This window comes from Nonomuraea longispora (assembly GCF_004348345.1).
GTDB classification, from domain to species: domain Bacteria; phylum Actinomycetota; class Actinomycetes; order Streptosporangiales; family Streptosporangiaceae; genus Nonomuraea; species Nonomuraea longispora.
This window is the reverse complement of sequence record NZ_SMJZ01000085.1, coordinates 19,204-33,804: the sequence shown is the minus strand read 5'-3', so window position 1 is coordinate 33,804 and position 14,601 is coordinate 19,204. Positions and strand designations below refer to the sequence as shown.

Annotated in this window: 13 protein-coding genes; 6 read left to right on the top strand and 7 right to left on the bottom strand. The window is 68.5% G+C overall.

Annotated features, from left to right (window positions below; all coding sequences use genetic code 11):
* Positions 1–2 precede the first annotated feature (2 nt).
* Positions 3–1,853, bottom strand: coding sequence for a translational GTPase TypA (gene typA, locus E1267_RS22340; RefSeq protein ID WP_132334535.1), 1,851 nt, complete (start codon positions 1,851–1,853; stop codon positions 3–5).
* Between the two features lie 174 nt (positions 1,854–2,027).
* Between typA and E1267_RS22335 the strand changes: the two genes are divergently transcribed.
* Positions 2,028–2,771: an AMP-binding protein gene (locus E1267_RS22335; protein WP_165959732.1), complete on the top strand. Its 744-nt coding sequence runs from the start codon at positions 2,028–2,030 to the stop codon at positions 2,769–2,771.
* 357 nt (positions 2,772–3,128) lie between these two features.
* Positions 3,129–3,917: an alpha/beta hydrolase gene (locus E1267_RS22330; protein WP_246064134.1), complete on the top strand. Its 789-nt coding sequence runs from the start codon at positions 3,129–3,131 to the stop codon at positions 3,915–3,917.
* A gap of 315 nt (positions 3,918–4,232) precedes the next feature.
* On the opposite strand, the gene E1267_RS22325 is transcribed toward E1267_RS22330, so the two are convergent.
* Positions 4,233–5,666 carry an aldehyde dehydrogenase gene (locus E1267_RS22325; protein ID WP_132334533.1) on the bottom strand — a complete coding sequence of 478 codons (1,434 nt, stop codon included), beginning with the start codon at positions 5,664–5,666 and terminating at the stop codon, positions 4,233–4,235.
* Between the two features lie 638 nt (positions 5,667–6,304).
* Here E1267_RS22325 and E1267_RS22315 point away from each other — a divergent pair.
* Positions 6,305–7,201: a VldE C-terminal domain-containing protein gene (locus tag E1267_RS22315; RefSeq protein WP_132334532.1), complete on the top strand. Its 897-nt coding sequence runs from the start codon at positions 6,305–6,307 to the stop codon at positions 7,199–7,201.
* Between the two features lie 127 nt (positions 7,202–7,328).
* The gene (locus E1267_RS22310; protein ID WP_132334531.1) at positions 7,329–7,967 is read left to right on the top strand and encodes a TetR/AcrR family transcriptional regulator; all 639 of its coding nucleotides are present in this window, start codon (positions 7,329–7,331) and stop codon (positions 7,965–7,967) included.
* Between the two features lie 14 nt (positions 7,968–7,981).
* Here the strand turns inward: E1267_RS22310 and E1267_RS22305 are convergent, their stop codons facing one another.
* Entirely contained in the window at positions 7,982–8,908 is a 927-nt protein-coding gene (locus E1267_RS22305; RefSeq protein ID WP_132334530.1) for an aldo/keto reductase, read from the bottom strand.
* A gap of 92 nt (positions 8,909–9,000) precedes the next feature.
* Here E1267_RS22305 and E1267_RS22300 point away from each other — a divergent pair, with 92 nt between their 5' ends.
* Positions 9,001–9,360 carry a MerR family transcriptional regulator gene (locus E1267_RS22300; RefSeq protein WP_246064133.1) on the top strand — a complete coding sequence of 120 codons (360 nt, stop codon included), beginning with the start codon at positions 9,001–9,003 and terminating at the stop codon, positions 9,358–9,360.
* 36 nt (positions 9,361–9,396) lie between these two features.
* Positions 9,397–10,836 carry a peptidoglycan D,D-transpeptidase FtsI family protein gene (locus tag E1267_RS22295; protein ID WP_165959731.1) on the top strand — a complete coding sequence of 480 codons (1,440 nt, stop codon included), beginning with the start codon at positions 9,397–9,399 and terminating at the stop codon, positions 10,834–10,836.
* A gap of 229 nt (positions 10,837–11,065) precedes the next feature.
* On the opposite strand, the gene E1267_RS22290 is transcribed toward E1267_RS22295, so the two are convergent.
* The 4 genes from E1267_RS22290 to E1267_RS22275 form a co-directional block, all read right to left on the bottom strand.
* Positions 11,066–11,920: an alpha/beta fold hydrolase gene (locus tag E1267_RS22290; RefSeq protein ID WP_132334528.1), complete on the bottom strand. Its 855-nt coding sequence runs from the start codon at positions 11,918–11,920 to the stop codon at positions 11,066–11,068.
* 5 nt (positions 11,921–11,925) lie between these two features.
* Positions 11,926–12,651, bottom strand: coding sequence for an HAD family hydrolase (locus tag E1267_RS22285; RefSeq protein WP_132334527.1), 726 nt, complete (start codon positions 12,649–12,651; stop codon positions 11,926–11,928).
* A 281-nt stretch (positions 12,652–12,932) separates the two neighbouring features.
* A complete protein-coding gene (locus E1267_RS22280) occupies positions 12,933–13,775 on the bottom strand; it encodes a transposase family protein (RefSeq protein ID WP_132334526.1) in 843 nt (280 codons plus the stop codon).
* Between the two features lie 107 nt (positions 13,776–13,882).
* Positions 13,883–14,326, bottom strand: a complete 444-nt coding sequence (locus E1267_RS22275; RefSeq protein ID WP_132334525.1) for a hypothetical protein — start codon at positions 14,324–14,326, stop codon at positions 13,883–13,885.
* Positions 14,327–14,601: the final 275 nt, after the last annotated feature.

Here is a 14,601-nt window from a genome sequence, read left to right as displayed (position 1 = left end):
GGTCAGGCGCGCTTGGCGCGGGCCGCCGCGCGGCCGCGGACGGCGGAGTCGAGCACGACCTTGCGGATGCGCACGGCGTCAGGAGTGATCTCCACGCACTCGTCCTCGCGGATGAACTCCAGCGCCTGCTCCAGGGAGAGCACGCGCGGCGGGATCAGCTTCTCCGTCTCCTCGCTGGTGGAGGAGCGCATGTTGGTGAGCTTCTTCTCCTTGGTGATGTTCACGTCCATGTCGTCGGACCGGGAGTTCTCGCCGATGATCATGCCTTCGTAGACCTCGGTCGTCGGCGAGACGAACAGCGTGCCGCGCTCCTGCAGGTTGAGCATCGCGAACGCGGTCACCGGCCCGGACCTGTCGGCCACCAGCGAGCCGTTGTTGCGGGTGCGCAGCTCGCCGAACCAGGGCTCGTAGGAGTCGAAGACGTGGTGGACCAGGCCCGTGCCGCGGGTCTCGGTGAGGAACTCCGTGCGGAAGCCGATCAGGCCGCGCGCCGGCACCACGAACTCCATGCGGATCCAGCCGGTGCCGTGGTTGGTCATGTGCTCCATGCGCCCCTTGCGCACCGCCAGGAGCTGGGTGACCGCGCCGAGGTATTCCTCCGGGCAGTCGACCGTGAGGCGCTCGACGGGCTCGTGCACCTTGCCGCCGATCACCTTGGTGACCACCTGCGGCTTGCCCACGGTGAGCTCGTAGCCCTCGCGGCGCATCTGCTCGACCAGGATGGCCAGCGCCAGCTCGCCGCGGCCCTGCACCTCCCAGGCGTCGGGCCGCTCGGTGGGCAGCACGCGCAGCGACACGTTGCCGACCAGCTCTTTGTCGAGGCGGTCCTTCACCATGCGCGCGGTGACCTTGGAGCCTTTGACCTTGCCCACGAGGGGCGAGGTGTTGGTGCCGATGGTCATCGAGATGGCCGGCTCGTCGACCGTGATGAGCGGCAGCGGGCGCGGGTCGTCGGGGTCGGCCAGGGTCTCGCCGATCATGATCTCGGGGATGCCGGCGATGGCGATGATGTCGCCGGGGCCCGCCTCCTCGGCGGGCTTGCGCTCCAGGGCCTCGGTCATGAGCAGTTCGGTCACCTTGACGCGCTGGATCGTGCCGTCGGTGCGGCACCAGGCCACCTGCTGGCCTTTGCGTATGACGCCCTGGTGGACGCGGCACAGGGCGATGCGGCCGAGGTAGGAGGAGGCGTCGAGGTTGGTGACGTGGGCCTGGAGCGGCGCGCTCGGATCGTAGGTCGGCGCGGGGATGGTCGACTTGATGATGTCGAACAGCGGCTCGAGGTCGTCGGAGTCGGGCATGGAGCCGTCGTCGGGGCGCTCCATGGAGGCCCTGCCGGCCTTGGCGGAGGCGTAGACGATCGGGAAGTCGATCTGCTCCTCGGTGGCGTCGAGGTCCATGAACAGCTCGTAGACCTCGTCGACGACCTCTTTGATGCGGGCGTCAGGGCGGTCGACCTTGTTGATGCACAGGATGACCGGCATCTTCGCCGACAGCGCCTTGCGCAGCACGAACCGGGTCTGCGGCAGCGGCCCCTCGGAGGCGTCGACCAGCAGCACGACCCCGTCGACCATGGAGAGCCCGCGCTCGACCTCGCCGCCGAAGTCGGCGTGGCCGGGGGTGTCGATGATGTTGATGGTCATGCCGCCGTGGTCGACCGCGGTGTTCTTCGCGAGAATGGTGATGCCCTTCTCGCGCTCGAGGTCGTTGGAGTCCATGACCCGGTCGTCGACGTCCTGGTTGGCGCGGAAGGCCCCGGACTGCCAGAGCATGGCGTCGACCAGCGTGGTCTTGCCATGGTCGACGTGCGCGATGATCGCGATGTTCCGCAGGTCGTCGCGGCTGTTCAAAGGCATGATGAGGTCTCGCTCTGTGTCGTGGAGGGCGGCCGCGCGAAGTCGCGACCTACCAAGTCTAGTTGATCCCCTCTGATGGCGAGCGCGAGCGGACGGTGGAGGGAGGCTCATGTACATAGCCGGTTGCACAATTGTGCGCATGGCAATCGTGGCCGGGGTCCCTACATTAACGGCATGACCTGGACAGAGCTGGTGATGGCCGCGGCGCCGACACGGGGCGAACAGCCGGCGGTGAGCGATGTCCGGACCGGCGAGGTGCTGTCGTACGCGACGTTCGTCAAGCGGGTCACCCGTGCCGCGGCAGGCCTGCGCAGCCAGGGTCTGCGCTACGGCGACAAGGTCATCGTCAACGTCCCGCCAGGGGCGACGCTGCCGGTGGCGACCCACTCCGTCGCCTGGGCGGGAGGGGTCGTGGTGCTCGCGGCCTCGGGCTCCGCCCGCATGTTGATCACCCAGCGCCACTACGACCCCGCCGCCACGCGGGTGGAGCAGGTCTACTCCTTCCGCCCGGTCGAGGGGGCCAAGCCGTTCACCGAGCTGCTCGACGAGCGAGAGGTGGAGTTCGGGCCGCTGGCGGGTCCGGCGCTCACGTTCGACGGCCGGCGCGTGTTCGACCACGGCGAGTTGGCAGGCGACCTGCGCAGGCTCGCCGCGCGGGCGGCGATCACCGAGAACGACGTGGTGATCAGCGCGGTGAACGATCCGTTCAGGGCTCTGCGGGTGATCGACCTGGCCATGACGTGCGGCGCCCACGTCGTGGTGGCCCACGAGCCGAGCCTGGTCGGCTGCCGCGTGCTCGCCGAGGAGCGTCGGGCGAGCGTCGTCGTCGCCCCCTACGACCTGGCGAGGAGGCTGCTGCGCGAACCGGCGCTGCGCGTCGTCGACGAGCGGACGATCGTGAGCTCGCTCGACCTGTGACCGGCGGGGCGCCGGACCCATGGCAGGGGAAGGCCATGAACAAGCCATGAACGGGGTCTCCTGCCCCGGCCGCCCGCGCCAGGCCCGGCGCTGCGGGGAGGAGGCGCTGGCGATCGCCGGGAAAACCGGTCACCACTGGACCCAGGCCGGGGTGCTGACCCATCTGGGCGAGGAAGCAGTTGGCCGCCGGGCTGGACCTATGCATGCAGACGGGCCGGCGGCGCGGAATCGTCCGCCTCTCATGGCGGTGTCCGCGCCGGCCATGGCGCAGGACGACACCGAGGCGCGGTCCGGGGCGCGGCGGCCTATGGGCGGCCGAGCACGGGATGGACGCGGAGCGAACCTAAGCTCGTTCTCATGCCTTTCGCGCCCAGCTTCCCCGTCATGCTGAGGACCGAGGACGGGGTCCGCATCGACGCCTCGCACACACCCGCCAGACTGCCCGCGGCAGGGGCCGATCCGGCGCCGTCCGGGCCCCTGGACGTCGGCATCGTGGTGGCGCACGGTTTCACCGGTTCGTGGCGTGAGCGGGCCCCGCGCCGCATCGTGCACGTGCTGAGCCGTTACGGCGGCGTGGTGGCCTTCGACTTCCGGGGTCACGGCCGCTCGGGCGGGCTGACCACCGTGGGGGACGCGGAGATCCTCGACGTGGCCGCCGCCGTCCGGCATGCCCGGGTGGTGGGTTACTCGAAGGTCGCGGTCGTGGGCTTCTCCATGGGGGCGGCGGTGGCCGTACGCCATGCGGGGCTGATGCGCGGCGTGGAAGCGGTGGTCGCGGTCAGCGGCCCCGCCCGGTGGTACTACCGGGGCACCAGGCCGATGCGGCAGGTGCACTGGGCCATCGAGCGGCGGGCCGGCCGGTTGGCGGCCCGGCTGGTCAAGCGCACCAGGATCGCCCCCGGCGCGTGGAACCCGATCCCGATGCCCCCGCACGAGGCCGCCGGGCTCATCTCGCCGGTCCCGCTGCTGATCGTCCACGGCGACGCCGACGGGTTCTTCCCCGTGGACCACGCCCACCAGCTCTACGACGGCGCGCGTGAGCCGAAGGAGCTCTGGATCGAGCCGGGGTACGGCCACGCGGAGACCGCCGCCACCCCTGAACTCATCGCCAAAATCGGCAAATGGATCTCTTCGAACTTTTCTTGAGTAATACACGTCTACCTAGGGCGGATGGATAAAAACCGCTGGGAGAAAGTCCTTGGGGATGGAAACCGACGTGACGGTGACCATGGGACATACTTCAGTAGTCAGGCGGTCGCCCGTCGTGATCCGCCACCGGCGGATCACCCTGGGTAGGAAAATCCGCACTTTCAGTGCCTCCATCAGGTGGATCACCGTGGGGAGTGGGGTATGCACTGTGAGTGGCGGGGTTTGCACCTAGCGTTGCGGGGGCGCGCTGGGTGCACATCCTGCATCGCGAGGGCCCCGCGGCCGACCGCGGGGCCCTCCTTCCGTCTCCGGTCAGCCGAGACGCGCGATGGTCTTGTACTCCAGATAGCCGTTGAGCCCCTCCGGGCCGAGCTCGCGGCCGATGCCGCTGGCCTTGTAGCCGCCGAAGGGCGCGTTGGTCTCCAACATGAAGCAGTTGACGCCGTACGTGCCGGTGCGGACCTGGCGGGCCACCTCCATGCCGTGGTCGGCGTCGGCCGTCCACACCGTGCCGGCCAGGCCGTAGTCGCTGTCGTTGGCGATGCGGACGGCGTCGGCCTCGTCGTCGTACGGGATGACGGCCAGGACCGGGCCGAAGATCTCCTCGCGGGCGATGCGCATGTCGTTGGAGACGCCGGCGAAGACGGTGGGTGAGACGTACCAGCCCCGGTCGTAGGGCCGCTCCAGGCCGCCGACGACGATCTTGGCGCCCTCGTCCATGCCGATCCTGACGTAGCTCTCGACGCGCTCCTGCTGCCGCTTGGCCACCAGCGGGCCGATGCCGGTGGCCGGGTCGGCGGGGTCGCCGACGGGCTGGGAGGTGACCATGTTGGCGACGGCGTCCACGACCTCGTCGTAGCGGTTGCGCGAGGCGAGGATGCGGGTCTGGGCCACGCACGCCTGGCCGTTGTTCATGAGGCTGGCCATCGACAGGAAGCCCATGCTCGCGGCCAGGTCGGCGTCGTCGAGGATGATGGCGGCGGACTTGCCGCCCAACTCCAGGCTGACCCGTTTGAGCTGCTCGCCGCAGATGGCCGCGATGCGCCGGCCGGCCGCGGTCGAGCCGGTGAAGGCCACCTTGTCGACGCCCGCGTGGGAGATCAGGTGCTCGCCCGTCTCGCGGCCCGCGGGCACGATGTTGAGCACGCCCGCCGGCACGCCGGCCTCGGCTGTCCACTCGGCCAGCAGGTACGCGTCCAGCGGCGTCTCCGGCGCCGGCTTGAGCACGACCGTGCAGCCGGCCAGCAGCGCGGGCGCGAGCTTGGTCATCGTGACGAACTGCGGTACGTTCCACGGCACCACGGCCGCCACCACGCCCACGGGCTCCCTGCGCACGGTGAGCGGGCCGAACAACCCCGGCCGCTCCTCCTCCTGCGCGAACGTCCTGCCGAGTTCGGCGTAGAACTGCAGCATGCCGAGCGGCTGGGGCGCCTGCGCGAGGTTGGAGAAGGTGATGGGCGAGCCCATCTCCTCCGTGATGAGCCCGGCCATCTCGCCCTGCCGCTCGTTGTAGATCGCGGCCAGCCTGCCGATCACCTCGGCCCGCTCGGCGAACGTCATCCGGGGCCAGGGCCCGTGGTCGAACGCCTGCCTGGCGGCCGCGACCGCGCGGTCGACGTCCTGGGGCGTGCCGTCGGGCACCTGGCCGACGACCTCCTCGGTGTGCGGGGAGACGACGTCTATCGTTCCGGTGCCCGCTGGGGCCACCCATTCGCCCCCGATGAACAGCTTGTCGTGCCGGCGCATGTCGTGAGCCTTTCGCTTGACCGAATGCTTGCTTGCCCTGGAGAGGTCTCAAGGCGACCGAACCATGTTCTGGACGAGCACGCAAGGGGAGCGCGGCCGGTGCGCAGCGCCCCCTCGGCCGGCCTCAGCGGGGATCGCCGAGCAGGTGCCGCATCGACCGCCTCACCAGGTCCGTACGCGCCTCGTCGCCGATCACGCTCTCGGCCCCGAAGCCCAGGTAGACGGTGTCCTTGGTGACGACGCCGCCGCCCTCCTCGAAGAGCTGGTCCGTGCGGACCCAGTTGTTGATCGACGGCGCCGAGCCCTCGGGCGGGTCACCGACGTTCCAGCCTCCGAGGTCCGCCTCGAACGAGCTCTCCTCGGCGACCTGGACGACCTGGTTCCTTGCCTAAGCCGAGGATCACGGCGACGGCGAGGATCGATGATCGAGACACGGGTGTCCGCCCCTTCGCGGAGACGACTTCGCCGTCATCTTGACGTTTGGAGCGATCTACACAAGGCCCAACTTTCCGGGATGCCGCTGGGTCGGACAAATGCCCCGAATCATCGCCAAAGGTGCGGCAGTTCCGTCGTTCGGATGACAGAGAACAAGATCATCTTCTATAGTTTCGGTCCGTCTGTGAGGGGAGGGGACGGGTGTGAGGATCTGGCGCTTCGCCGTTCTTGTCGCCGTCCTCGCCGGGCTGCTCGGCCTGCACCCCACACCGCCGGCCGCCGCCGATCCTTCACCCGCTGAGCTGCGCAAGCTCACCAAGCAGGCGGCCCGGCTCAGCGAGCAGTACCGCGGCCAGATCCAGATCCTGGAAGAGGTCAGGATCCAGGCGAAGAAGGCCACGCAGACCTCGGGCGGCCTGGCGGCCAAGCTGAAGGCCGCCCAGGCCGAGGTGGGCCGGATCGCGCAGACCGCCTACATCCTCGGCCCGCTCGACAACCACCGGCTGATCGCGCCCAGCGAGGACCCGTACAAGATCCTGGGCCAGGCCGCCAACATGGGCTACATGGCCAACGAGCGCACCGAGCGGGTCAAGAACATCCAGCGGCTGATCAAAAAGCACAAAGAGGCGAAGCTCAAGGCCAACGAGAAGATCGAGAAGCTGCGCAAGGAGATCAAGGCCATGCAGAGCAGACGGCGCGAGGTCCAGCGCCTGCTCGCCAAGTACGGCTTCCAGCAGCCCGGCGGATCAGAGGGCCTCACCCAGCGGATGGTCTCGGTCCGCGCCGAGATCATGCAGAACTTCCCCATGAAGTACGGCGTCGGCTGCCTGCGCCCCGGCGACCCCGGCGAACACGGCAAGGGCCGGGCCTGCGACTTCATGATGTCCAGAGGCGGCACCATGGCCACCGGCGCCGACGCGGCCAACGGCGACGCCCTCGCCGCGTGGCTCATCAAGAACGGCGCCAGGCTCGGCGTGATGTACATCATCTGGAAGCAGCGCTACTACGACATCCGCTCGGGCGGCGGCTGGGACCCGATGTCCAACCGGGGCGGCGCGACGGCCAACCACTACGACCACGTTCACGTGTCGGTGTTCTGACCCGCCAGAAAGCCCTTCAGCCACGCGTACGACGCCTTCGGGGCGCGGCGCTGGGTCGCGCGAAGTCCACGTGCACGAGGCCGAAGCGATGGACCTTGCCTGCCGGTAATAGGACAGGATGGTGACCATGACGAGTACCTTGCGCCGCCGTCCCGCCCAGCGACGCAGCCTGGAACGGGTGGAACGCATGCTCGACGAGTGCGCGCTCCTGCTCGACGAGGTGGGCTACGACGCGCTGACCACGAAGGAGGTCGCCCGGCGGGCCGAGGTGCCGATCGGTACCTTCTACCAGTTCTTCCACGACAAGCAGGGCCTGGTGCGGGCGCTGGCCCGGCGCAACCTGGAGGCCTTCCTCGGACGCGTCACCGAACGCGTCGCGACGGCCGACCTTGCGCACTGGACCGACCTCGTGGACCTCGCCGTCGACGAGTTCGTCGACATGAAGCGCACGACTCCCGGGTTCTCGGTGATGGACTTCGGCGAGGTGCTGGTCACCGCGGGCGGCGCACCGGTGGAGGGCAGCAAGCAGGCGCTCGACGGCACCCACGAGAACAACGTCGTGGTGGCCGACCGGCTGCGCAGGCTCACCCTCGAAGTGCTGGACGCGCCCGTCGGCCCCGGCCTGGACCGGGCGCTGCTGGTGGCGGTCGAGGCGACCGACGCGGTGCTCAAACTGGCCTTCAGGACCGACCCCTGTGGCAACGCGGAGCTGATCGCCGAGTGCAAGCACCTCGTCCGCCGCTACCTCGCCGACCACCTCCCCTAGCCCCGGGCGACCGGTCAGGCGGGGACGTCGTCCAGGCGGGTGCGGAGCTCCTGGTCCAGCTTGAGGTCGGCGGCGCCGATGGCCTCCTCCAACTGGGGCATCGTCGAGACGCCGACGATGGGCACGATGCCGTCGGCCATCAGCCAGGCCAGGACGACCTGGTTCGGGGTCGCGCCCAGTTCCTTGGCGACCTCGTGGAGCACGCCCAGGCGCCGGGTCGTCCCCGGGTGATCGTACATTTCGGAAATGGGCCGGTCAGGGCGTGTGTACGCGCCGAACATCAGCGTGTTGTACGCCCACAACGTCATGTCCGGCTCGGCGGCCAGGTAGTCGAAGGTCTCGTCGGAGGCCAGCGTGTGCCCCGCCTCGGCCGGCCTGGTCAGCGGCCGGGGCCGCAGGTACGTGTGCCGCAGCTGGACGTGGGTGTAGGCGATCCAGCCGTTCGAGGCGGAGACGTTCCTGGCACGTTCGAGCCGCCACGTCGCGATGTTGCTCGCCCCCGCCGCGCGGATCTTGCCCTGCCTGGCCAGCGCGTCGAACGCGCCCAGGGTCTCCTCCAGGGGGACGGAGCGGTCCTCGACGTGCGACCAGTACAGGTCGACGTGGTCGGTGCCGAGCCTGCTGAGGCTGCCTTCCACGGCCCTCTCGATCACGGGGGCGGACAGGCCCTCCGCCGAGCCGAGGGTGGTGTCGCCGGGGACGGTGGGGCGGGCACCGGCCTTCGTACTGATGAAGATCTCGTCCCGGTTGCCCCTCGCGGCCAGCCACCTGCCGATGGCCAGCTCGCTTTCGTCGCCTGTGCGGCCCTCCACCCAGAACGGGTAGTTGTTGGCCGTGTCCAGCATGGTGCCGCCCGCCTCGTGGAAGCGGTCGAGCAGGGCGAACGTGTCCGTCAGGTCGACGGTCGTGCCGAACGGAATCGTGCCGAGTGCGATGTTCATGAGGCTGACTCTGGAATGTGGAGCGCACTCCATGTCAAGCCCCGCCGGGACAGGTTGACCTGGAGTGCACTCCAGGTGCGATGCTTGGGCATGTGAGCGTGTACACACCCGCCCAGGTCGTGCAGGAAACCGGCTTCAGCATCGACACCTTGCGCTACTACGAGAAGATCGGCCTGCTGGAACGCGTCGACAGGAACGCGGCCGGGCAGCGCAGGTTCAGCCAGGAGGACATCGGCTGGCTGGGCACACTCCGCTGCCTGCGCGACACCGGCATGCCGATCGCCCAGATGCTCCGCTTCGCCGAGCTCGTACGCGCGGGCGACCACACGATCCCCGACCGCATCAAGCTCCTGGAGGAGCACGACGAGCAGGTGCGGGCGCAGATCGCCAACCTCGGGGAGCGGCAGAGCTACATCAGCAACAAGATTTCCTACTACCGCAGCCTCATCTAGCACGGTCTTTGCGCCTCGGTTGGTAGACCGAAGTGCATGGCATCGTGGGCGCGGCGGATCGACATCCCGCTCCGCCGCGTCGCCCGGTCGTGCGCGGCGATGTTGTTCGTGCTGCTGGCGCACGTGACGCTCCTCCAGGCGTTCGGCTCGCACACGCTCAACGCCGACCAGAGGAACGAGCGGCCGCTGATCGCCAGGTTCGAGCGTCCGCGCGGCGACATCCTCACCTACGAGGGCACGCCCGTCGCCAGCAGCCGCCCGACCGGCGAGGGCCCCTACCTCTACCGGCGGGTCTACCGGCACGGCCGGCTGTACGCCCCCGTCACCGGCCACGTCTCCCTGGCGGGCTCCACCGGCATCGAACGCGCGCAGGACGCGGTGTTGTCCGGCAGGGACGCCAAGGTGCGGGTGCAATCGCTCGTCAGGGACGGCGTCGTGGAGGGCGCCGACGTCCGGCTGACGATCAGCGAACGAGTGCAGTGGGCGGCCTACCAGAGCCTCAGGGCCACCGGCGTCCCCGGCGCGGCCGTGGCCATCAGCCCGGCGACGGGCGCGATCCTGGCGCTGGCCAGCTACCCGGCCTACGACCCGAACGCCCTGACCACCTTCGACCGCGACCGCCTCGCCGAGACGGCCGAAGGCATCCGCCACGCCCCCGCGCGGCCGATGGTGAACAGGGCGCTGCACGGGCTGTATCCGCCCGGGTCCACGTTCAAGCTGGTCACCACGGCGGCGGCGCTGTCCTCCGGCGAGTACGCCCCGTCGACCGTGGTGGAGGCGCCCGCCCGCCTGCGCCTGCCCGGCACCCCCATGTACGTGGACAACGGCGAGCGCTGCGCCCAGGAGCGCCCGACCCTCACGTACGCGTTCATGGCGTCGTGCGACACCGCGTTCGCCGGCATCGGGCTGCAACTCGGGCAGGACCTGCTGCGCGACCAGGCCGAGGCGTTCGGGTTCAACGCGACGGGCCTGACGATCCCGCTGGGCACGACGCCCAGCGTCTTCCCCGTCGGCATGGACCGGGCGCGGACCGCCCTGTCCGCGATCGGCCGCCACGACGACCGGGTGACGCCGCTGATGCTGGCCATGTTGTCGGCGGCCGTGGCCAACAACGGGGTGCTGATGCGGCCGTACCTGGTGGAGGAGGAGCGGCTGGCGGACGGCTCGGTGATCGGCCGGGCCGACCCGGCGCCCTACCGTACGGCCCTGTCGCCCGTGCTCGCGAGGTACCTGGCGGCGATGATGACGACGGTCACGCACGCGGGCGGCCCGGCGTCCATCCCCGGCGTGGAGGTGGCCGCCAAGTCCGACACCTCGGAGAAGGGCATCGTCACCGGCGACCACGCGCTGATGACGGCGTTCGCGCCGGCGGACGCGCCGGAGGTGGCGGTGGGCGTGGTGCTGGAGAACCCCGGCCACCGGGCGGGCGCGGTGGCGGACGTGGCCCGCGCGGTGATCGAGGCCGCTCTGGCGTGAGTCCTGCCCTTGTAGGGTCCGCGACTTGGTGAGCACTGGTTGCAGCGGAAATGCAGAAATCCGGGCTTGGTGGGCACCGGTTCGTCGGTGATGTATGAGCAATCGCCTCGTGGTTGGTGCGAGGCGATGAACGCAGAGAGTCACGGTCCGCAGCTGACGGACTGCTTGGTCTCCGCGAGAAATGCCCGCCGCGCGATCGCTCTCGGGTTCCCTGTTGTCGATGCTGATCTCAGCGTAGGAACTGGGCGACGGTGTTGAGCCACTCCCGGGACTGGTCGATATGAGCCATGTGGCCTGCTTCCTCGATCACCACGGCTCTGGCGGAGGGAATCAACTCCGCGGTGTGCTCGATCAGGGCCGCAGGGAAAGTCATGTCTTGTCGCCCGTGGAGCAAGAGCACGGGATGACCGACGGCGGCAAGTTTCCGAGCCGAATCCTCGGGGCGGGCGGTGGGCAGGATGCCGGCCCGCAGGGGGCGCAACCACTCGGCGGTGAAGTGGATGCGCGTCAGGCGGCCAAGGTAATCGCCCAGTGCTTGTGGGCGCCAGACGTTCGCTCTGGCTGAGGCGACAGCGGCCGCGCGGGTCAGTTCGGGGCCAGACAGAGATGTATCGGACCACACTGCTGTTTCGGCGGTGAGCCGCTCGGCGCGTTCATGCCAGCCGTCAAAAGCATCCGAGGGCACGGGGAGAATGTTGCTGGAGGCAATGATCAGCCGTCGCACCCGTTCGGGAGCAGCCAAAGCCAGGCGTTGAGCGATGAGACCACCGTAGGAGAATCCGAGTACGTCAACCTGCCCGCAGCCCAGGACGTCCAAGAGCGCGATGAGGTCCTCGACGGCCGCGGCAGGGGTGTACTGATCATCGGCGAGTCCACGGGTGGAACGCCCGCACCCGCGCAGATCCGGCATGATCAGCTGGTGGCAGCCAGCGAGTTGGTCGAGGGGTTTCCGCAGGTAGGTGTGGTCCCAGTCGGGACCACCGTGGATCACCAACATCACCCGTCCAGCCGGACGAACGGTGCGCGCGACGAACAGTTCGACGGCCGGTTCGCTGGACACCGCCACTGTGCTTTCGGTGAACATCGGGATCAGTGGTCCAGCCCTTCCCCTTCCATCGGCTCATATGCCGTTGCCGGACGGCCGAACGTCGTTTCGCCTCCATGAATCGCCGCCGAGCGGAGTTCGCGAATGACGGTGACCAGCTGCGGCATCGTCCTGACGCTGTATTGCGGGTCTTGCCGGCCAGCGGGTTCGGGATGGGCATCGGTGTCGTCGCTCCAGAAGAGGATCGTGCGCATCCCCAGGGAACGAGCGGGAGCGAGATTGACCGGGCGGTCGTCGACGAACACCACCCCTTCCGGACGGGCGCCAAGCGTGTCCAGCAGCGCCTCGTAGGCGCGTTTGTCGGGTTTGCGGGCCCGCAGGTCAGAGCTGATGAACCACCGTTGGATATGACGATCCAAGCCGAAACGGCGCCGCACGATCGCCGACCATGTCGCCGTGTCGTTGCTCAGACACGCCAGTGCCAGGCCGTCACGGGCCAACTCTTCTATGGCTTGCAGCGCGCCTTCGGTGAGTTGGTGCCGTTGGCAGTAGTCCTCGTCGCGCTCTTCCGCCGGTGTCCCGACGGCCGACCAGAACTGAGCGGTCGTCAGGTCTCCCAACGTCGCTGACCGGTAGGCGGCACGGATCTCCTGCTCCGGCGCCGTGCATCCTTGAGCACGCAGGTACGGGATCAGGACGCGACCTTGAACGTCGCCGAACCGATAGAGAACGCCCATCGCATCGAAGACGACCACCTTCAGTTGATCCATAACTCCATGCTGCCCGATCGCCCGCGTCCCTCCATCATCGATTTGAAGTCCGCCGCCCAGTTTCGACGCGACAGCGCACCGATATCCGCAACAGGTCCTGCTCCCGCGATCAGAAACCCCGTGCGTCCGACATCACAATCGAATCGCGGACCCTACACCCTTGTAGGGTCCGCGACTTGTTGAGCACTGGTAGCTGGGAAGACGTCAGAAATCCGAGGTCATGCGCATCGGGCTGGTTGGTGGTCCGTGAGCAATCGGTTAGGCGACGACGTGGATAGCAGTCACAAAGAGTCACCGTCCAGGAGCTTGAGGAGGTACTCCACCTCCCGAAGGAATTGGTGTCCCTGGGGAGTCGCATGAAGGGGGTGACCTCGTGCGATCAAGGTGGCGCCTGTGATGGCCTTGAAGATGGTGCACATGTCGATCGCGACGAAGGCCACTCGCGCCCGCCAGGAGGCCTCCCGCTGGCCGAGCCAGCTGGTCACCGCGGCGATGGTGCGGCCCTCGACCTGGCCGAGCAGCTCCTGATCACCGGACAGGTCCACGAAACCGGTATGCCAGCGATCCGCCACCGTCGCCCAGGTCCCGGTGCTCTCCTCCAGCACCCAGCGAGGAGGGCCACGGCGCACCTCGTCGATGCCGAGCACGGTGACCGGCTCCGGCTGGGCGGGCAGCACCCTGCGGGCGTGCTCGATGAACGCCGCCGACACGATCGGCCAGGACACCCCGTGATCGCGCGCCGATTGAATCACCGTTCGCCCGCCGTCCCCGACGACGGCACCGGCGGCCTGGCGTAATCGCACCGTCAGCCGGGATCGCACGGGGATCTGCGGCACCTGCTCGGTGAAGGTCCGATGCGGGCAGGATGCCTGGTCACAGCACCAGCGCCGCTTCCGCCACCGCAACGCACACCGCCGCCCGCCGACCGGAAGATCCCGCGGGTGGGTGGTGTCCCATTCCTTCATCCGGACCGCGGCAACTCCACACTGCGGGCAGCATCGGGCCCGTTCATCTGCGGTGGCCAGATGCACCACCGGTCCATCCTGCTGCCCATCACCTGCGGCGACGACCTTCGTGACGGTCACCCCGTCCAGGCCGAGCAGCAGCGTCGTATCGTTGACCATGCTCGTGGCTTCTCTGCTGTGATCTTCTTGCCTCGACAACAAGAAGGATCACCGAGAACCACGAGCCCTCTCAAGCCTTCTGGAGCCGGCGGATCCTCACACCCCGATCAAGTTCGAAGACCCGTTTTAGGTTGGAGCGGAGAACAAATGGGGATCTGCGCGTCAACGAGTGCAGTGCGGACTGTTCTGGGATAGCAGCCTGCCTGCGCGGCGATCTCGCCCTGCGATCGCTTTTCTTCTTCATGAAGCTGACGTAGCCGATCGGGGGCTAGCAATTCGCGGCGAATAGTGATGCGATCCTGGGCGTGACTCTGGGCTACCGGAGCCTGTCGTGCGGTGTGTCCGGTTGCCTCGATGTGGAGACGTAGGTGGGTTTCGTTGACGTTGAGCGCCATGGCGATCTGTTGGATCGTCTGACCGGCGAGCAGCATGCTCGCGATCGTTCGGCGGTTGAGCACGTCGGAGTCGACTCCGGGCCGGTCGAGGGTCGAGATCCAGTCCAATGAGGTGATCTCGTGCGCCCAGCAGAGCAGGAGGTGAAGCCGTGACATAGCGGCTGATCTTGCTGTTCGTAAGCTCGTCGTCGCTTGCCGGTGGAAGTCCGGCCCGGGTAGCTGCCAGGAGGCCCGGTAGCAGGCTGGCGGCTTCGTCTGGAAACGGGCGGGGTCGAAGCCCAGCGTCAAAGGCCCTGTTCATGGGGGAGCGACGGTGCGGTCCGTAGCATGAAGCGAAGCCTGCGGCGTCGTTACTCAGCCTGCCCTTTGGGCGGGACAAGGGAGTGCCGAGCCTCTCGAAACCGGGGCGAAGGCCATGGACGCGGTGAAGA